The sequence below is a fragment of the Corynebacterium suicordis DSM 45110 genome, assembly GCF_015351405.1.
In the GTDB taxonomy this organism is placed as follows: Bacteria; Actinomycetota; Actinomycetes; order Mycobacteriales; family Mycobacteriaceae; genus Corynebacterium; species Corynebacterium suicordis.
This window is the reverse complement of the sequence record NZ_JADKMY010000001.1, coordinates 120,766-138,642: the sequence shown is the minus strand read 5'-3', so window position 1 is coordinate 138,642 and position 17,877 is coordinate 120,766. Positions and strand designations below refer to the sequence as shown.

The following is a 17,877-nucleotide window of genomic DNA, read 5'->3' as shown; positions in this document are numbered from 1 at the left end:
TAGCTTCCCCAAGGGATTTATCTTGACCACGAATGATTCTCCAAACGGCTCTTCCCGGCCCAACGGTGCCACACAAAAGGGTGCCACGGCCGTGAGCTCCTCCCACGGTGCGCCCACCGCTGACCCCGTGGATTCACGCAAGGGCGGCATCGCCCTGCTCATGGGCGTGCTGATCACAGCTGCAGTCGCTTTCCAGCTCAATGCGTCCATGCTCTCCCCAGTCCTGACCACCATGGCCAAGGAACTGAACACCGATGAAGCCACGGTGGGTCTGACCCAGACCGCCTTCTTCACCGGCGGTGCGCTGTGTGGCCTCTTCCTTCCTCGTCTGTCTGACATTGTTGGTCGACGCAAGATCCTCCTCCTCATGCTCGCCGTCATGGCCTTGGGCGGTGTGATCGCGGCACTTGCACCCAACATCGAGATTCTGCTGCTGGCTCGCGCACTGCAGGGCATCGCTGGCCCCACTATCCCCATGACGCTGATCATCCTGCGTAGTCAGGTGAAAAACGAAGTTCGTCTGGGTACGCTCCTGGGCCTGATCGCTGCCATCAACGGTGGCGTGGCTGGCGTGGACGTCCTGGTTTCCGGCTGGCTGGCCGAAAACTTTGGCTACCGTTCCGTGTTCTGGCTCATCGCCATCATCGGCGCGATCGCCGTGGCAGCTGTGGCCCTCTGGGCTCCGGAGTCCAAGCCTTCCAGCAATGTGAAGATGGACTGGCTGGGTGCCGTGTTCCTCATCATCAGCGTGTGCGCCATCACCTTGGCTGTGAACGAAGCGGGCAAGGCCGGCCAGGCCAACTGGCTATACGTTGGCGTGGGCTTCCTCATCGCCCTGCTCATGTTCGCCGTGTTCTGGACCTATGAGAAGAAGCACGACCAGCCTTTGGTGGCACCGAAGTACCTCAAGCGCCGCCAGACCTGGGCATTGCTGCTCACCACCGTCCTCACCATGACCGGTGTCTTCGCCGCGGTGAACGGAGTGGCAATGTCCCTGGCACAGAACACCACGGCCGGTTTCTCCATGCCTGCCGATCACACCGCGTTCTTCATCCTGGCCCCATACGCGCTGCTCGGCTTGGCAGTGGGACCATTCGCTGGCCGTTACGCGCCAGTGATTGGCTACCGAAACCTGCTGCTCATCGGCAACCTCGCCTCAGCTGCACTGCTGCTGACCCTCGCGTTCGTCGGCGTGAACTCCAAGTGGGTTCTGATCATCGCCGTGATCCTACTGGGTGTCACGTACGCGGGCATCGGCAACATCGTGCTGAACAACCTGGGCGTGGTGAACTCGCCAAAGGATTACGAGGGCTTCCTGCCCGGCATGAACTCCGCCGCCTTCAACCTGGGCGCCGGCATTTCCTTCGCGGTTCTGCCCGTCTTCATGGTCGCTGGCTCCCCCGAAGGCTCGGAGAGCACCGCCGGTTACACCACCGCGTTCATCGTGGGTGCGGTGATCCTGGGCGTATCCGTGCTCGCCGCGATGCTCATCCCCAAGACCACCACCGCTGAGCTCGATAACGCGTTGGAAACCGTCTAGCCCACCCGCACAAGGAAACGACCACCCATGCTGCAGCGAATCCTCAGTTACCGCCCCGACCTTCTCATCTGGCTGATCCTCCTCGGAGTAATCGCCGGTATTGTGCTCCCGGTTCGGGGAGAGGCCGCAGAAATTGCAGACTGGGTGGTCAAGATCGCCATCGGATTCCTGTTCTTCCTCTACGGTGCTCGCTTGGCCCCGAAGGAAGCCCTCAAGGGCCTCATGCACTGGCGTTTGCACCTGCTGATCGTGATTTTCACGTTCGTGGTCTTCCCTCTGCTCGGTTTGGCCATGAAGCCGCTCTCGGTTCTGGTGGGCGAGGAGATGTACATGGGCATTCTCTTCACCACCCTCGTGCCCTCCACGGTGCAGTCATCCGTGGCGTTCACCTCGATTGCACGCGGTAACGTTGCCGCCTCAATCGTTGCGGCCAGCACGTCCTCGCTGCTGGGCGTGTTCCTCACCCCATTGTTGGTGTTCCTCTTGATGGCGACGCCAGGCGGGATTCACATCGACTCCAGCACCTTCTTCAGCATCGGCGCGCAATTGCTCCTGCCGTTCTTCATCGGCCAGATTCTGCGTCCCTGGGTCAAGGATTTCGCCGCATCTCCCATGACCAAGAAGGTAGATCAGATTTCCATCGGGCTGGTGGTCTACGTGAGCTTCTCCGAAGGCATGGTGCAGGGGATTTGGAGCACCGTTTCCTGGATGTCCATCCTGGGGCTGGTGCTGGGCTCCGTGGTCTTCGTGTACTTGATGCTGTGGATGACCAGCGTGGTGTCCCGCAAGCTGCACTTCAACTACGAGGACCAGGTGGCCATCCAATTCGCAGGTACCAAGAAATCCCTGGCTGCGGGCCTGCCGATGGCCGCTGTGATGTTCGGTTCCGGGGGGCTGGGACTGCTCATTCTGCCGTTGATGATCTTCCACCAGGTGCAGTTGATCATTTGCTCCGTCAGGGCTTCTACCTACGCGCAGCGCTTCCCTGAGCAGTCAGAAGAGTCAACGACCGCTCACACGTGGTGATCTCTTCTCGTAACCCATCCGCGGGCGGAAGCCGCCGGGGTGTTTCATTTGGGCTGCGGCATCGGCGATGACCAGCCGGAATCGCGGCTGCATAGCGGGGAGCTGAGAAATAGGGAACCAGCCGACATGGGTGGATTCGGCGTCGGCAACAAAAGGCTCGGTAGGGGAGTCCGCGGTGAGCCTGCAGCGAATGGCGGTGTCCACGTAGCTGGTCACGTCGCCATTGGGGTACTCCACGGGCCCCACGTGGCCCACGCCCAAGAGCGCCTCATTGGTTACCTCCAACCCGGTTTCCTCCTTGACCTCGCGGATGGCTGCCACGTGGGGCTCCTCGCCGGGATCGATGATTCCGGTGACTGGGGTCCACTGACCATCGTCAGCCCGCTTGACCAGCAGTACCTCCGGCACCTCCCAGATGGGTGCGTCAGCTGGGACTTCCTTGAGCACGATCGCGGTCACGCCCGGGAGCCAGAGAGGGGCGTGGCCCACGTGTTTGCGCAGTTCGAGGATGAAATCTGGGGTAGGCATGCCCTCATCGTAGCGGGCAGTGCCGAGTGGACCGGTCAGCGCACTCTCACGCCGGCGCTATACGAACCCAGTACTTAGAAAACCCAGTTCACCAAAACCAGATAAAACAGCGTGCCCAGTAAGATCGAGAGGCTGGCGGAGCGTTTCCACAGGTGGAGCGCCACGGTGAACGCCAATCCCAGGCCCAGTGCCCAGGCACCACCCGGGGCACCCATACCTCCGGCGAGCGCGTAAACCACCAGGATGGTCATCACCCCAGCGGGCATGGCGAGCCCGAGCCATGCCACCAAATTGGATTCCCGCATGAAGCGCAGCGCGGCGAATGGCAGTGCGCGCAGTGCCACGGTGACCAGGAAGATCACCGCCAGGATCCAGATGGTCGCACCCAGATCCACGCCTTCGGGAAGCCCCGCTGAAGCTAGAATCATTGCTGCTCACCGCCCACTTTCCAGCGCAGTGCGCTATCCACCCGGGGTACAAAGAAGCGCACCAGCAGAACCACAAAGTAGACGCTCATGGCGATCATCAACATGTTGTCTGGTGATACCGCAAAACCAACAACCGCAGCAACCAGGGCGGTCAGCGGCAGGGAGAGATCCTTGTAACCCACGAAGGCCTCGATAGCCAGCACCGTGAACAGCGCGGTCAGGGCAAACTCCATGCCTTCCAGCTGCATTGGCAACCGAGAGCCACCAATTCCACCGATGATTCCTCCGCTGATCCATCCCGTTTGCAGCAGCAATTGGACCGTGATGACCCGCGGCCCGGTCCACTTCACGTTCCGGTTGGCCGAAACCACCGCGTAGGTTTCATCGGTGAGCGCATACACTCCATATGCCCGCCCAGCCAGACTTTTTACAGCGGCCAGGGGATAGTTCAGCGCATAGAAGACGTGCCGGAAATTCACCACCAGCGTGTACAGCGCTGTACTCAGCGGTCCCACGCCACCCGTGATCAGGGATAGCGCGAGAAATTCCATGGATCCGGCGTAGATCGCGATGGAAAGTATTGGTGCCCACCACCAGCTGAAACCCAGTTGGGTGATCAAGAGCCCGAAGGCCAAGCCCAGCGGGAAGAGACCCAGAGCGACGGCCCAGACATCGCCGATACCCGCCCGTATCTCTTGGCTCAGGGAGCCACCCGAATTCTCTATCGGGTCTGCCTCTCCCATTTAGTTACGCTCGGGATTCTGGGCCCACGTGGAGAAGAGATTCTCCGGGAAGGGCCGGCGGGCCATGATCTGTCGCCAAGTCTCCACGGGCTTTTCCGTGAACACATCAGCGAATTCCGCCTGCTCCACCTCCACGAACCCGGCCTGCTTCCACTGCTTCACATGCGCCACTGGTCCGGTAACGAAGCTATGGAAAAGCCGCATCCCAGCCAGTTCATTACCGGCCGCTGCGATCTGCTGCTCAACGGATTGCAGGGGATCACCCGTGCGGATGTGCAGGAATTGGTGGCCCTTGCCGAACAGCGGCACACCGTTGTTGATCTTCTGCTTGGCCTCATCGGCCTCGATTGGATTGCTCAGATAACCCACGCCGAGCACCACGGGCTGGTTTTCCCCACCAATAAAGAAGACCTTTGGTTTGGTGAGCTTGTCCGCGAGCTCCGGCAGGTGATTAGCCACCGGGTCAGTGGACATCACGCCCAGGCGAACCCCGATGAACGTCAGATCCTGCTCCACGGAGAGCACCAGAATGCTATCTGCCGTGGGGAAACCTGGGGCTGCCAGCTCTCCAGGCTCCGTACCAAAGCAGTCCTCGAAGGTCTGCATGGCGTCGTCCTCAAAAGAAGAGTCAGAAGCGGGAGCCACAAATCCGGGGTTGGCCACACTATGGGCAGACATGAAGATGATGTCGCCAGGGGATAATTGCAGGTCGGGGCCTTGTTCGCTCATGAGTCATCCTCTTGGTTCTTGGCTTGTTCTTCCGCCCACCACTGCTGCAGAGCGGCGATGGCGGCCTCGCGATCCAGCGGTCCCTCATCCAGGCGCAGCTCCTTGAGGTACGCCCACGCGCGCCCCACCTCTGGGCCGGGCTGAAGATCCAGAATCTGCATGATCTCGTTGCCGTCCAGGTCTGGCCGCACCGCGTCCAAGTTCTCCTGCTCCTGCAGTTCCGCGATGCGCGCTTCCAGACCGTCATACTTGCGTTGCAGGCGGTTGGCCTTGTTCTTGTTGCGGGTTGTGCAATCCGCGCGAACCAGCAGGTGGAGCAGGGGCAGGAGTGGGCCGGCATCGTTGACGTAGCGCCGCACTGCGGAATCGGACCAGATCCCATCATCCTCAGGCGTGCCGTTTCCCTGGCCATAGCCATGAAAACGCATGTGCAAGCGCACCAGCTCGGAGATGTCCTTGATGTGTTGCTTGCTGTACTTCAGCGCGCGCAGGCGGTGACGCGTGATGCGGGCTCCCACTACCTCATGCTGGTAGAAGGTGACGTTGCCGTTGTCATTAAAAGCCCTGGTCTCGGGCTTGCCGATGTCATGCATCAGTGCAGCCCAGCGCAATTCCAGGCTCGGTTCCATGCCGCGCTCGCGCTCCAGCTCCACCGCGTTGCCCAGCACCTTGAGGGAATGCCAGTACACGTCCTTGTGCTGGTGATGCTCATCTTGGGTGAGCTGCAGCGCGGGCAATTCCGGCAGCACGTATTCGGCCAGACCAGTGCTCACCATGAGGTCCAGGCCCTCCCATGGCTTTTCACCCAGCATCAGCTTGTTGAGCTCCACGGCCACCCGCTCCACCGTGATGCGCTCGATCTGCTGGGCCATGTCTTGCATCGCGGTCTGCACCCGGGGTGCCACCGAAAGTCCCAGTTGGGAGACAAAACGGCACGCGCGCAGCATCCGCAGGGGATCATCGTTGAAGCTGATCTGCGGGGAATCCGGGGTGTCCAGCACGCCGGCGCTCAAGTCTTGCAGGCCACCGAGCGGATCCCGGAACTCATGCTCGCCCTCGGCGGAGAGCTGCAGAGCCATCGCGTTCACGCGGAAATCGCGCCGCGAGAGATCGCCCTCCAGGGTGTCACCGAACGTCACTTCGGGGTTGCGGGATTCCCCGTCATACTGATCAGCGCGGAACGTGGTGATCTCCAGCGTCATGCCCTTGACCAGCGCGGATACCGTGCCGAACTCGATGCCGATATCCCACACCGTGCTGGACAGCGGGGTGATAATCCGGATGATCTCCTCCGGGCGAGCCGGGGTAGTGAAATCCAAGTCATGGCTCAAACGGCCCAGCAGCGCATCGCGCACGGATCCACCGACCAGATAGATGGGATGCCCCGCAGCCGCGAAAGCCTCCGCCAAGGGTCGCAACCAGCCATCGAGCTCCTGCAGACCCCGCCACGCATTCGCCATCAGGGCAGAATCCGGTACGTGCTGGGCGGGGGAGGAGGATCGGTCGTTCACAGCGCAGATTCTACCTTGTGGCCATGACGCTCTTTCAGCCCTCCCACTCCCGCAGCTCGTTCTTGCGCACCTTGCCGGTGGATGTGCGCGGCAGTTCTTCGATGATCCGGTAATCCCGCGGCACCTTGAACCCGGCGATGAGCCCGCGGCAGTGATCGATCACCGAGGCTTCCACGGAATCTTCCTGCTGCACGTTTGCGGCGAGCACCACATAGGCGCGCAGTGCCTCACCCCACTTTTCATCTGGCACGCCCACCACAGCCACGTCCGCGATGGCCGGGTGACTGATAATCGCCTGCTCCACCTCGATGGTGGAGATGTTCTCACCACCGGAAATGACCACATCCTTTTCCCTATCCAGGATCTGGATGTACCCATCCGGGTGCTGCACCGCGAGGTCGCCGGAGTGGAACCACCCGCCCGCAAAGGCTTTCTCGGTGGCATCCGGGTTGTTGAAGTATTCCTTCATCACCACGTTGCCGCGCATCACCACTTCACCCATGGTTTTCCCGTCTGCAGGGACGTCATGCAGCTCCACATCCCGGGGCGCATTCTTGGCGATCTGCTCCACCACTCGCACTTCTTCGCTGGTCACCATGCCAATTCCCTGGCGCGATTTCAGTTGGGCGCGCTCGGCAGTCGGGAGATCCTTCCACGCGACTTGAGGTACGCAGGCAACGGTGGGCCCATATGTCTCCGTGAGTCCGTAGACGTGGACGATGTCGATTCCTAAGTCCTCACACGCGGCGATGATGGTGGGGCTGGGTGGAGCTCCAGCGGTGGCGATCATCAGGTTGTCCACCTCGTGCGCTTCCGGCGCGTTGACAATAATCGCCAGCACAGCCGGCGCTCCGCAGAGGTTTGTCACGCCTTCTTCGTCGATATAGCGCCAAATGTCCGGGCCACGCACCGCTCGCAATGCGACCTGCGTGGAGCTCGCCGCCATTGCCGCCCACCCCGTGCACCAACCGGAGCAGTGGAACATGGGGAGCGTCCACAGGTAGACCGAATCGCGGTTGTACTGATGCGTCATCACCATGCCCAGCGCGGCCAGGTAGGCACCGCGGTGGGTGTACACCACGCCCTTTGGCCTGCCCGTGGTGCCCGAGGTGTAGTTGATGGCGATGGCGGAATCTTCATCCTCCACGCCATAAATCAGTTCCGGTTCTTCTTGGTTTTCGACGCCAGCAAGAAAATCATCAAACGTAATAACCGCACCCTGATCTGGATGTTCCGGCTGCGGTTGCGAACCATCGGCATCGTGGATGAGCACGAAAGTCTCCACCAGCCCGGCGCTGCCAAGGGTCCGCCGGCAGGCCAGGATGAGTTCCTGCTCTCCGAAGAGAATGTTGATGCTGGCGTGATCGCAGATGTAGCGGACTTCCGCGGGTGCGAGCCGGGTGTTGATCGGCACCAGCACTCCGCCAGCCAACGGCACCGCGAATTGAGCCAGCAGCGCCTCATAGCTGTTGGCAGCCAGCATCCCCACCCGCTCGCCGCGCTGCAGTCCCCGGCTGAGCAAAGCCCGGGCCATCTTCTCTGCGTCCCGTTTCATGTCCGCAAAGGTGATTCGGCGTGGCCCATCGATGCACGCGGTTCTCTCTGGGTACGCGGTGGCGCTGCGTTGAAGGAAGCGCAGAGGTGTGAGCGGGGCATTGAGTCCGGCAAGCATGGTGGATTCCTAAAGTCGGGGTCATGACAATTCCCACCTTAGTGATTCACATCACTTTGCACGCAAAAGTACGTAACCAGGATTGGGGTCACCCCAGGCCCACTACGCGGTTCCCTATTATTTGCCGAGACGACTAGTCTTATACAAATGAATGAGAACGAGACTTCCGGTGGCGCTCCACGGCGTCGTCGGCGTCGGCGTTCCAATAAGAACAACAAGAACCGGCCGGGCAACCAGCAAGGCAACAGCGCCCAGGCGAAGAGTTCTGAAGACGCTTCTTCTGAAGGTTCCGGCGCTGCTCGCGGTGGCGCAAAGAAGCAGGGTGGCGAGCACAAGGGTCAGCAGCGCCCAGCCGCCAAGAACGCCAACCGCTCAGGCTCCCGCAATTCGCGCGGAAATCGTTCACGCAGGGGTGGTAATTCCGGCAATAATCCCGGGGGAAACCGTACGGAAAATAGCCGTTCGGAAAGCAGCCAGGGAAACCGTAGCAACCGGCGCCCCGCAGCCAATCAGTACCGTCGCAATCAACCACGCACGGCCTCTCACTACAACGATGCGCACTCTGAGCTGCCCGTTTCCATGGAGACATCCGCTGGCGGCCTAGTGATCTCCGGCCTGGCAGAGGCAGTGAGCAATGAGGGCAACGTGGATCTTTCCCGCATCTACGTGGCACTCATCGGGCGATTGGATCGTCGGGGTCGCCTGCTGTGGTCCATGCCCAAGGGCCATGTGGAGCCGGATGAATCCCAGCACGCCACCGCCGAGCGCGAGGTGTGGGAGGAAACGGGTGTGGCTGGGGAAGTGATCGCGGACCTCGGCACCATCGATTATTGGTTCGTCTCCGATGGCGTGCGCATCCACAAGACCGTGCATCATCACCTCTTGCGCTACGTGGACGGCAACCTCAATGATGAAGATCCGGAAGTCACGGAAGTGGCCTGGCTGCCCGTAAACCAGCTGGTGGAGCGCTTGGCGTACGCCGATGAGCGCCGCTTGGCACGCCAAGCTTTTGAGCGCCTCCCGGAATATGCGCGCGCCGAAGCCAAGGCCGGCCGGTTCACCCCGCGTTAGGCTGTCTCCATGTCTCATTCGCCCAGCCGTGCACAGCGCCAGCCCGCGCTGCGCCGAAAGCTGCGCGGAAATCTGCGACGACCATCCCTGACTATTGCCGCCACCTTGAGCGTCGCCACGCTCAGTGCAGCCAGCGCGCTGCCCACCCTTTCCCCGCTGGCGGAGGCGCAAACCTACTCGCCACCGCAAGACCCTTCCGTTGAAGAAAACATCCCTGCCTGGGAAAACCCGCTGGCACGGAGCACGGATCCGGAGCTGGGAGTCAAGAATGAACTCTCAGCCCTGAAGGTGGAAGCGAATTCCGTGACCGCGGAGCTCAACATCCGCAACAACACCTCCGCGCCGCTCACGGACCTCTCCCTGCGGGTGCTTTCCCAGCCAGCCGTGGAGAACGGCGCTGCGGTTCGCTCCGCACAATTGGCCAATTACGGTGAATATCCCGAGTCTTCAAACGCCCTGAGCATTCCCCAGGACATCTCCCCGGGGCAATCGCAGACCTACACACTGCACATTCTCAAGGAGCCGGGAGGCGCGGAAGAATCCAGCAATAGCGTGTTGATCCCCGAGCTCTTCAGCCCGGGCAGCCACCCAGTGATGTTCGCTCTCAGCGGCAGCGCGCAATCCGCTGAGCAGCAGGAATCCTCCCAACAGTTGGTGGGCGTAGCCCGCACCACCATCAGCCAGACAGAACCTCGCCCCGCGGAAACAAACGAACCTCCCGCCCCGGCTACTCCGGTGACTTTTGTGTGGCCTTTGGCGTCGGAAACACATGTTCTTGGCGGCGGAACGGGGGAGGCCCCGCAACGCTCCCCGCTGTACCTGACCGATGAACACCTCGCGGAAGAGCTCGCGGAAGGCGGCCGATTGCGGGAGCTCCTGGACACCTACCGGACCGCCATCGAGGGCCCGCAGGGCGAGCAGCTCCGTCAGGCCAGTTGCGTGGCCGTGGATCCCGAGCTCCTGGACACGGTGGATCGAATGACCCGCGGTTATCGAGTGGGCCATGAGCGCCCCAGCCCCGTCACCGAACCCAAGCAGCTGCGCGATTCCTGGGGCGATATCTTCGGCGGCGATGACCTCGAGTTCTCCGAGGGCACCGGTGTGGAGGCTGCCAAGGAGTGGCTGGCGGACCTGAAAACCACCGTTGACCACGGGTGTAGCGTGGCTCTGCCCTATGCCGGTGCGGATCTGAACACCATCGCGGAAACCCAGCAGGATTGGCTGGGCATGCACGCTCTGGCGCAGGGTCCGCAGATCATCCACCGCATCCTGGGCGTGTGGCCCACGCAGAATGTCGTTATTCCCGACGCCGGATATCTCTCTCCCGCTTCAACCCCCCTGCTGCGGCATGCGGCCACGCAAGGCGCGCAGGTTGATCTGTCTGAGGCTTTCGAGCGGCGGGTGAAAAATGGCGGATCAGTCTCCACCCCAGCGGAAAACCCGGTCATTCCAGGGCAGGAACCGCAGACGGTGAGCGCACTGGTGGCGGGCAACACCGTCAACGTGCAGTCCGGCCCTGCTGAAGAACCGGTGGAGAACGCTGAGCCGGAATCTCCGATCACCCCGTTGAGCTCCACGGATATCTCCAGTTCCGTCCCGCCCACTGTGCTCGGAGCGGCGAAACTGCACGCCGTGGGTTATTCCGCGGATCTCGGATCAGCCCTGCAGGCCACGGGTGAGCAGCCATCCATCGCCGCGTATTCCGACCCGCGCAAGCGCTATGACGTGGAGGAGGATAGCCCTACAGCTCGGATGGCTGAGGCCACCGCGATCTTCAACGAGGAAGTGCGCGCGGGCAATACCGTTTTGGCTGTTCCGCCCTCCCTGTGGAGCGTGAATGGCGCGGGTGCCAGCCAATTCTTGTCAGCCATCTCGCAATCCTTCACTCAGGGGCGCGCAGTTCCTGCCCCGCTGACTTCCGTGTTGCAGCAGAAAACCGGGCAGGGCTCGTTGGTGGAGCCCTACCTGGATCCGGGCGCGCTGGGGGAGGGGCAGGCGCAGCGAATCTCCGAGCAGGCCACCGCGCTGCAGGAACTCACCACCACCATGCACAATGACCCAACTATCGCGCTGACCCGCGAGAGCTTCACCCGTCCTCTCTACGGTGATCTCACCCGCGCCACTAGCAGTTACCGCCTGCGGGTGCGCAGTGCCTGGGCTGAGACCCGCGGGAATGTGAACCGGCGGCTCGATGAGGTCAACCAGATCTTCTCGGCGTTGCGCAGATCAGTCACGCTGGTTCCGCCCGGCAATGTGTTCACCCGCACCTCGGATTCCTCGCCTCTGTTGGTTTTGGCACGCAATGGGCTGCCGCTGCCCGTGCCCATCACGGTGGATTACTCCACCGAGAGTGATCAGCCGCTGGATCTGAAACTTCAGGAAGAAAACGCGTCGATCCCCGCCAAGGGTTCCATCACGGTCTCGTTGAACACGGCGAACAATGCCGCTGATGCCAGCACTAATCTGAAGTTGTGGCTGGCCTCTCCCGATGGCACGCCGATCACCGACCCCGTGGACTTGCGCGTGCAATCCGTGCCGGGCATCTCCGCGGGTACAGCGATTTCCGTGGCGATCCTGCTGGTGGGCATCGGAATTGCCGGCAAGATTTTCTGGAATCGCCGGCCAGCGCGCCTGCGTCGTCGGCCTATTGAAGCCCGCTAAAAACCTGACACGCCCAGTGTCCGTTAGGCACAGCGCCACTGGTGAACAATGATGGTGGAGTGACTACCCCTCACTCTAAACCTGATGTTTCACGTTCCGAACCCGCCTCAGCGAGCTCGCCCACTGGGCAAAACTCCGCGGCGGGTGAGCCTTCCGTGGGCCACCGGAGCCGCTTTCGTAGCTCTCGGCCCCCGGCTCTCGCGCCGGAACCCAAGCCAACTCTCGCCCCGGGAGCCATCCCGGAGGTCGCGGATACCACCGCTGTGGATCACTCCACTCTCGCGGAGGCTCCCAGCGCCCGAGTGCTGACTCAGGCCGAGGACGCGGATGGGGCGTCGGGAAAAAATACCGAGACCGAAGACAACGAGGAGCAGACCTCCGATGCCCAGGTGGTGCGCGCCGGTGGTTCCATGGCCATCGCCACGCTGATTTCTCGCATCACGGGCTTCATGCGCATGGTGCTCATCGGTTCCGTGCTGGGCCCGGCGGTGGCTTCCGCGTTCAATACGGCCAACACGCTGCCCAACCTCATCACCGAGCTGGTGCTGGGTGCGGTGCTGACGGCCCTGGTGGTGCCCGTGCTGGTGCGGGCGGAGAAGGAAGACTCGGATAAGGGCGAGGCCTTCATCCGCAGACTCCTCACCCTCACCTTCAGCCTGACAGTGATCATCACGCTGTTATCGATCCTGCTCACGCCAGTGCTCACCCGCGTGATGCTGGATACCGAGGGCAAGGTTGACGTGCAGATGGCCACGGCTTTTGGCTATCTGGTGCTGCCGCAGATCTTCTTCTATGCCATGTTCGCGGTGTTCATGGCCATCTTGAACACCAAGCAGATATTCAAGCCCGGCGCGTGGGCGCCTGTGGCCAACAACGTGGTGACTCTGGCTGTCCTGGCCTTCTACCTGCTGCTGCCGGATAGCTCCAAGCTGCAGCCGTTTGAGCACGTCACCATCACCAATCCACACGTCATGCTCCTGGGCCTGGGTACCACCCTGGGCGTGGTGGTGCAGGCGCTGATCATGGTGCCTTACCTGCGCAAAGCCGGGATTAACCTGCGCCCGCTGTGGGGCATTGATGACCGTCTGAAGAGCTTCGGTGGCATGGCCGTGGCCATCATCGTTTACGTGGCCATTTCCCAGGTCGGCTTCGCGCTGAATAACCGCATCGCCGCCAACTCCAGCGACGCCGCCGCGCTGATCTACCAGCAGGCATGGCAGCTGCTGCAGGTGCCTTATGGCGTGATTGGCGTGACCCTGCTGACCGCAGTGATGCCGCGCCTTTCCCGCAATGCCGCCGATGGCGATGACAAGGCCGTGGTGGGTGATCTCACCATGGCCTCCAAGCTCACCATGATGGCGCTGATCCCGGTCATTGTGTTCTTCACCTGCTTCGGCACGCTTATTGCCTCGGCGCTCTTCGCGTACGGAAACTACAGTCTGGACACCGCCAACGTGCTGGGCTGGACCATTAGTTTCTCTGCCTTCACCTTGATCCCCTACGCACTGGTGCTGCTGCACCTGCGCGTGTTCTACGCCCGCGAGGAAGTCTGGACCCCCACCTTCATCATCGCCGGCATCACCATCACCAAGCTGGCCTTGGCCTTTTCTGCGCCGCTCATCGCCACCGAGACTCGCCTGGTGGTGGTGCTGCTGGGTGCGGCAAACGGCATGGGCTTTATCGCGGGCGCCATCATCGGCCATCAATTGCTGCGCCGATCCTTGGGCGACCTGCAATTCCGCTCCGTGCTGAAGGCAGCCGGATGGGCTATGGGCTCCTCCCTGGTAGGCGCGTTCATCTCCTGGCGCCTCGATGCCCTCCTCTGCGCCTTCGTCTTCCCCCACAACGGAGCCGCGCACCCCTGGTTCCTCATCCGCATGGCCATCGCCGGCATTGTCTTCCTCCTGATCACCGGCCTGGTGCTGTCCCGTTCGCGACTTCCTGAGGTGGCCACGGTGGGTGCCGCGCTGTCCCGCTTACCTGGTGTTTCCCGTTTCGTTTCGACGCCAGCCTCCGGCACCTCCGACTCTCTCCCTGGCCGTCCACTGCAGAATCTCGAGGCCGCTGTGCTGGCCTCCGCTGCGGACACCATGATGCCTGTGCTGCCACCGCTGTCCGCCGGACGAGTGCGCGGGCCTCGCTTGGTGGCAGGCGCCCCGATTCTCGGCGGCGCTTACCGCCTGCTGGCGGATCACGGTGGCTCTGCCGCTGCGCGTCTGTGGCAGGCACGAGAGATGAGCACGGGCAACGTGGTGGCGCTGACCATCATGGATCCCACGGTTGTCGGCGGCCACAAGGGTCGCGATGAGGCCACGTCCCGTACCCGCAATGGTGCTGCCCGGGCACAGGCCAAGGCGCAGATACTGCGACGGGCCAAGATCCTGCAATCGGTAGACACCCCGGGCATGGCCACCATCCACCAGGTGGTGGACGGCGGCTCTCTGGTGCTGGTGATTTCCGAATGGGTGCACGGTAGCTCGCTGAACGACGTAGCTGAGTCCACCCCGGATCCATTGGCCGCGGGCTTTGCCGTGGCAAACCTGGCTGATGCGGCGGCCGATGCAGCTGATGCTGGCTCGCCCCTCGGCCTGGATCACCGCGACCGCGTGCGCATCTCCACGGCGGGTACCGCGGTGTTGGCATTCCCCGGCGCGCTGCCGGAGAACAGCATCCGTCAGGATGCTCACGGAGTAGCCACCACCCTGGGACTGCTGCTGCGCAATGTGCCCATCGATGAAGTCCCTGAAGGCCTGACCAGGGAATATCAGGATCTCCGCGAGATCGCCCGCGATAAGGACACCCAGCCGGACCTGCGCGATACCGCCCAGACCCTGCGCAGGTTGACCAGCGGCGAGCTCTCGATTTCCGAGGACACCACCCCGAACCCCAGCCAGCAGGCTGGTTTCGGCGTGGGGAAGGTCCGCCCGCGCACGCTGGCCACGGCCGGAGCTACGGGCCTGCTTTCTGCCATTGTGATCGCCGGGCTGGTGATTGCCGCGGTGACCTTCTTCGGCGGCAATCGCGATAACTCTCCGGTGTCCAATGATTCCCTGCGGGAGAGCGCCGGTTCGCTGTCCCAGCAAGAGCCCGCCAACGTTCCTTTGGACAATGTCAAGGAATGGCTGCCAACGAATGGCCGGGGCACGGAGGATAACCCGGAGTCCGTGGAGCTCACCATCGATGGCAACCCTGCCACCACCTGGGAGACCGATATGTACCAGGCTCAGCTGGGCCCAGGACCGGGTTCCGTGAAGGAGGGAATCGGCGTGCTCATCGATCTTCCCCAGGACACCTCCCTCACGGAAATCACCGTGGAAGGGCTCCGTCCCGGCACGGTCATGGAACTGCGCTCCAGCACTGGCGACCCAGCCACGCTAACCGATACCACCGTGCTCTCTACGCTCCGGGCGGACAGCAGTGCCGAGACCGTGACCCTGGATAAGCCCGCGGCCGCGAACACCGATGATCAGCCCGCAAAGTCGAATCGTCTGTTGCTGTGGATCACGGAACTGCCGCAGCCCGATGCCGCCACGATTGGGGAAGTCAAGGTGAAGGGCACGTGGAAGGGCCAGCAGAGTTCGAGCACTCCCGCCACCGCCACTCAATCCCCCTAGTTCTCCACAGGCCACTAGTTATCCACAATGAGGTGGGCTGAAGGATCGCATAACCTGCGCCTTCGCCCACCTCATTGTTATTGTTGAGCCAACAGCTTCACGCACGTCGGGGGACGTGTTTGCACAGCTCACACACGGGGGAACACTCATGACCACTACTCTGGCCACCAATTATCAATCTTGCTCAGATGCGGAACTGCTACGCCACCACATCGCCGGGCATCGCGGGGCGTTCGGTGAACTGGCCCATCGCCACCACAAACTGATGTGGCGCGCGATCCGCCAAGTCGGCATCACCTGCGAGGATGAGGGGAATGACATCCTGCAGGATGCCCTGCTGAAGATTCATCGCCACGCCCAGCACTGGGAGGGTAGCGCGAAGGTGGGCACGTGGATCTTCGCTCTGGTCCGCAACACCGCATTGACTCACCTGCGCGCCAAGTCGCGGAGGATCGAACCTGGCCGCGTGGATTTCGACGTGCGGATGAAGAGCATGCCTGCGGTCTGTCCGCGCGAGGAATCCACCGTCATGCGTCTGGATTTGCAGAGGTATTTGAACGCCATGGCGTCGGAACTCAAGGAAGTTCTGGTGCTGACAACGCTGTACGGGCTCAGCGAGGTCGAGGTGGCAGAGAAGCTGCGCATTCCCGTGGGCACGGTGAAATCGCGGAAGTCACGCGCGAGGCGGACACTGCGCGCGCTCATCTGCGAGCATGGGCTGCAGGATCACGCCCCGATGGTGATGGCCGCCTGAGACAGCCCTCACCGGGGGAATACTCGGGTCTGGCCGACAGTTAGACTGGGTGAGAACTCGGTCACAAACTTCCAAAGGACTACCCATGACTAAGCCCTTCCTGCAGGCAACTTCGCTGCTCGGATCCGGAAAAGATTCTTCTTCTTCCGACGCCACCCCTGCCGCCACCGACGGTCACATCCATGACGTGATCATCATCGGCTCCGGCCCGGCTGGTTACACCGCTGCTGTGTACGCTGCACGTGCGGATCTCAAGCCTCTGGTTTTCGAGGGCATTGAATACGGTGGCTTGTTGATGCAAACCACCGAGGTGGAGAACTTCCCCGGTTTCCAGGACGGCATCATGGGCCCAGCGCTGATGGAAGAAATGCGGGCGCAGGCCGAGCGCTTCGGCGCTGATCTCCGTGGCGAAGATGTGGAGAAGGTGGAGCTGGAAGGCCCCATCAAGAAGGTGTGGGTGTACGGCGAGGAATACCGTGCGCGCACCGTGATCCTGGCTACGGGAGCGGTACCTCGCTACCTGGGAGTACCCGGTGAGCAGGAGCTGCTGGGTAGGGGAGTGTCCGCATGTGCCACCTGTGATGGTTTCTTCTTCAAGGAGAAGCAGATTGCGGTTGTGGGCGGCGGCGATTCCGCGATGGAGGAGGCGGACTTCCTCACCAAGTTCGGCCAGTCCGTCACCATCATCCACCGCCGCGATGAGTTCCGTGCCTCGCAAATCATGCAGGACCGGGCGCGGAACAACCCGAAGATTAAGTTCATCATGAACGCACAGGTGGTGGAGGTTCTCGGAGAAACTTCCGTTACTGCTCTGAAGCTGCAGGATTCGCTCACCGGCGAGATCACCGAAATCCCCATGGATGCGATGTTCGTGGCGATTGGCCATGATCCCCGCACGGAGATCTTCACGGGCCAGGTGGCTCTGCAGGAAAGCGGTTACGTGGAAGTGGCCGAGCCGTCCACCCGCACTTCCGTAGATGGTGTGTTTGCCGCGGGAGATTTGGTGGATGCGCACTACCAGCAGGCCATCACTGCGGCCGGTTCCGGTTGCCGCGCTGCGCTCGATGCTGAAGAATTCTTGGCTGCTATTACTACCTAGTTCCCTCCCGCTGCCTATCCGCATGCGGGTTTGGGCGCGCGGTGATCTCGGGACGTCATTCTGGCTGGTTCTGCTTGGAGCCGAGTAGGATGTGTCCTTGTAAGCGTTGCTTGATTAATTCAGGTCAACGATGCTCAGCAGATTTTTGCCCATGCGGCTCAGGAGGTTTCGGCCAATGGCAGGTATTCAGAAGGTAACTCAGGCCACGTTCAAGGAAACGGTGAAGGATTCGTCCGTTCCCGTGTTGGTGGACTTCTGGGCAGAATGGTGCCAGCCGTGCCTCCGCATGAATCCCACCTTGGAAGAGCTCGCTCAGGAAATGGGGGAGCAGGCTACCGTCGCCAAGGTGAATGTCGATGAAGAGCGGGGGCTAGGCGCCATGTTCCAGGTGATGTCTATTCCTGCACTCATGGTGTTTAAAGATGGGGAAAAGGTTGCTGAGTTTACGGGAGTGCAGTCGAAAGAGACGCTGAAGTCTGCTCTTGACCAGCTCATTTAGCG

General features: G+C 61.9%; 14 protein-coding genes. 8 read left to right on the top strand and 6 right to left on the bottom strand.

Features of this window, described 5'->3' with window-relative positions; genetic code table 11:
- The first annotated feature begins 160 nt into the window (after positions 1–160).
- Both IRY30_RS00590 and IRY30_RS00585 read left to right on the top strand, forming a co-directional pair.
- Positions 161–1,540, top strand: a complete 1,380-nt coding sequence (locus IRY30_RS00590) for an MFS transporter (protein WP_194556483.1) — start codon at positions 161–163, stop codon at positions 1,538–1,540.
- A 27-nt stretch (positions 1,541–1,567) separates the two neighbouring features.
- Entirely contained in the window at positions 1,568–2,566 is a 999-nt protein-coding gene (locus tag IRY30_RS00585; RefSeq protein WP_194555485.1) for a bile acid:sodium symporter family protein, read from the top strand.
- On the opposite strand, the gene IRY30_RS00580 is transcribed toward IRY30_RS00585, so the two are convergent.
- The 6 genes from IRY30_RS00580 to IRY30_RS00555 form a co-directional block, all read right to left on the bottom strand.
- A complete protein-coding gene (locus IRY30_RS00580) occupies positions 2,543–3,094 on the bottom strand; it encodes an NUDIX hydrolase (protein WP_194555484.1) in 552 nt (183 codons plus the stop codon). The two genes, IRY30_RS00585 and IRY30_RS00580, sit on opposite strands and share 24 nt — an antisense overlap.
- A 74-nt stretch (positions 3,095–3,168) precedes the next feature.
- A complete protein-coding gene (locus IRY30_RS00575; RefSeq protein ID WP_194555483.1) occupies positions 3,169–3,522 on the bottom strand; it encodes a branched-chain amino acid transporter permease in 354 nt (117 codons plus the stop codon).
- Positions 3,519–4,265 (bottom strand): AzlC family ABC transporter permease, encoded by a 747-nt coding sequence (locus IRY30_RS00570; RefSeq protein WP_194555482.1) that lies wholly within the window; start codon positions 4,263–4,265, stop codon positions 3,519–3,521. The genes IRY30_RS00575 and IRY30_RS00570 overlap by 4 nt, the downstream gene beginning before the upstream one ends.
- Complete coding sequence (locus tag IRY30_RS00565) at positions 4,266–4,994, bottom strand: hypothetical protein (protein ID WP_194555481.1); 729 nt, start codon at positions 4,992–4,994, stop codon at positions 4,266–4,268.
- A complete protein-coding gene (locus tag IRY30_RS00560) occupies positions 4,991–6,454 on the bottom strand; it encodes a CCA tRNA nucleotidyltransferase (protein ID WP_194556482.1) in 1,464 nt (487 codons plus the stop codon). Before IRY30_RS00560 ends, IRY30_RS00565 begins: the two co-directional genes overlap by 4 nt.
- Before the next feature lie 85 nt (positions 6,455–6,539).
- Positions 6,540–8,177 (bottom strand): AMP-binding protein, encoded by a 1,638-nt coding sequence (locus IRY30_RS00555; RefSeq protein ID WP_194555480.1) that lies wholly within the window; start codon positions 8,175–8,177, stop codon positions 6,540–6,542.
- Positions 8,178–8,324: 147 nt separating this feature from the next.
- On the opposite strand from IRY30_RS00555, the gene IRY30_RS00550 reads away from it, so the two are divergent.
- From IRY30_RS00550 to trxA, 6 genes are all read left to right on the top strand, one after another.
- Positions 8,325–9,248 carry an NUDIX hydrolase gene (locus IRY30_RS00550; protein ID WP_194555479.1) on the top strand — a complete coding sequence of 308 codons (924 nt, stop codon included), beginning with the start codon at positions 8,325–8,327 and terminating at the stop codon, positions 9,246–9,248.
- 9 nt (positions 9,249–9,257) lie between these two features.
- Positions 9,258–11,909, top strand: coding sequence for a hypothetical protein (locus IRY30_RS00545; RefSeq protein ID WP_194555478.1), 2,652 nt, complete (start codon positions 9,258–9,260; stop codon positions 11,907–11,909).
- Between the two features lie 59 nt (positions 11,910–11,968).
- On the top strand, positions 11,969–15,523 hold the full coding sequence (locus tag IRY30_RS00540) for a murein biosynthesis integral membrane protein MurJ (protein WP_288812687.1): 3,555 nt from the start codon (positions 11,969–11,971) through the stop codon (positions 15,521–15,523).
- Between the two features lie 148 nt (positions 15,524–15,671).
- Positions 15,672–16,277 (top strand): RNA polymerase sigma factor, encoded by a 606-nt coding sequence (locus tag IRY30_RS00535; RefSeq protein ID WP_194555477.1) that lies wholly within the window; start codon positions 15,672–15,674, stop codon positions 16,275–16,277.
- An 85-nt stretch (positions 16,278–16,362) separates the two neighbouring features.
- Positions 16,363–17,376 carry a thioredoxin-disulfide reductase gene (trxB, locus tag IRY30_RS00530; protein WP_194555476.1) on the top strand — a complete coding sequence of 338 codons (1,014 nt, stop codon included), beginning with the start codon at positions 16,363–16,365 and terminating at the stop codon, positions 17,374–17,376.
- Positions 17,377–17,551: 175 nt separating this feature from the next.
- On the top strand, positions 17,552–17,875 hold the full coding sequence (gene trxA / locus IRY30_RS00525; protein ID WP_194555475.1) for a thioredoxin: 324 nt from the start codon (positions 17,552–17,554) through the stop codon (positions 17,873–17,875).
- Positions 17,876–17,877: the final 2 nt, after the last annotated feature.

What these genes read in the sequence shown, in the direction of transcription:
- IRY30_RS00545 (WP_194555478.1), top strand. Translation starts at nt 9,258, where the DNA reads ATGTCTCATTCGCCCAGCCGTGCACAGCGCCAGCCCGCGCTGCGCCGA.
- IRY30_RS00555 (WP_194555480.1), bottom strand. Translation starts at nt 8,177, where the DNA reads ATGCTTGCCGGACTCAATGCCCCGCTCACACCTCTGCGCTTCCTTCAA.
- IRY30_RS00560 (WP_194556482.1), bottom strand. Translation starts at nt 6,454, where the DNA reads ATGGCGAATGCGTGGCGGGGTCTGCAGGAGCTCGATGGCTGGTTGCGA.
- trxB (WP_194555476.1), top strand. Translation starts at nt 16,363, where the DNA reads ATGACTAAGCCCTTCCTGCAGGCAACTTCGCTGCTCGGATCCGGAAAA.
- IRY30_RS00585 (WP_194555485.1), top strand. Translation starts at nt 1,568, where the DNA reads ATGCTGCAGCGAATCCTCAGTTACCGCCCCGACCTTCTCATCTGGCTG.
- IRY30_RS00575 (WP_194555483.1), bottom strand. Translation starts at nt 3,522, where the DNA reads ATGATTCTAGCTTCAGCGGGGCTTCCCGAAGGCGTGGATCTGGGTGCG.
- IRY30_RS00580 (WP_194555484.1), bottom strand. Translation starts at nt 3,094, where the DNA reads ATGCCTACCCCAGATTTCATCCTCGAACTGCGCAAACACGTGGGCCAC.
- trxA (WP_194555475.1), top strand. Translation starts at nt 17,552, where the DNA reads ATGGCAGGTATTCAGAAGGTAACTCAGGCCACGTTCAAGGAAACGGTG.
- IRY30_RS00570 (WP_194555482.1), bottom strand. Translation starts at nt 4,265, where the DNA reads ATGGGAGAGGCAGACCCGATAGAGAATTCGGGTGGCTCCCTGAGCCAA.
- IRY30_RS00590 (WP_194556483.1), top strand. Translation starts at nt 161, where the DNA reads ATGGGCGTGCTGATCACAGCTGCAGTCGCTTTCCAGCTCAATGCGTCC.
- IRY30_RS00535 (WP_194555477.1), top strand. Translation starts at nt 15,672, where the DNA reads ATGACCACTACTCTGGCCACCAATTATCAATCTTGCTCAGATGCGGAA.
- IRY30_RS00565 (WP_194555481.1), bottom strand. Translation starts at nt 4,994, where the DNA reads ATGAGCGAACAAGGCCCCGACCTGCAATTATCCCCTGGCGACATCATC.
- IRY30_RS00550 (WP_194555479.1), top strand. Translation starts at nt 8,325, where the DNA reads ATGAATGAGAACGAGACTTCCGGTGGCGCTCCACGGCGTCGTCGGCGT.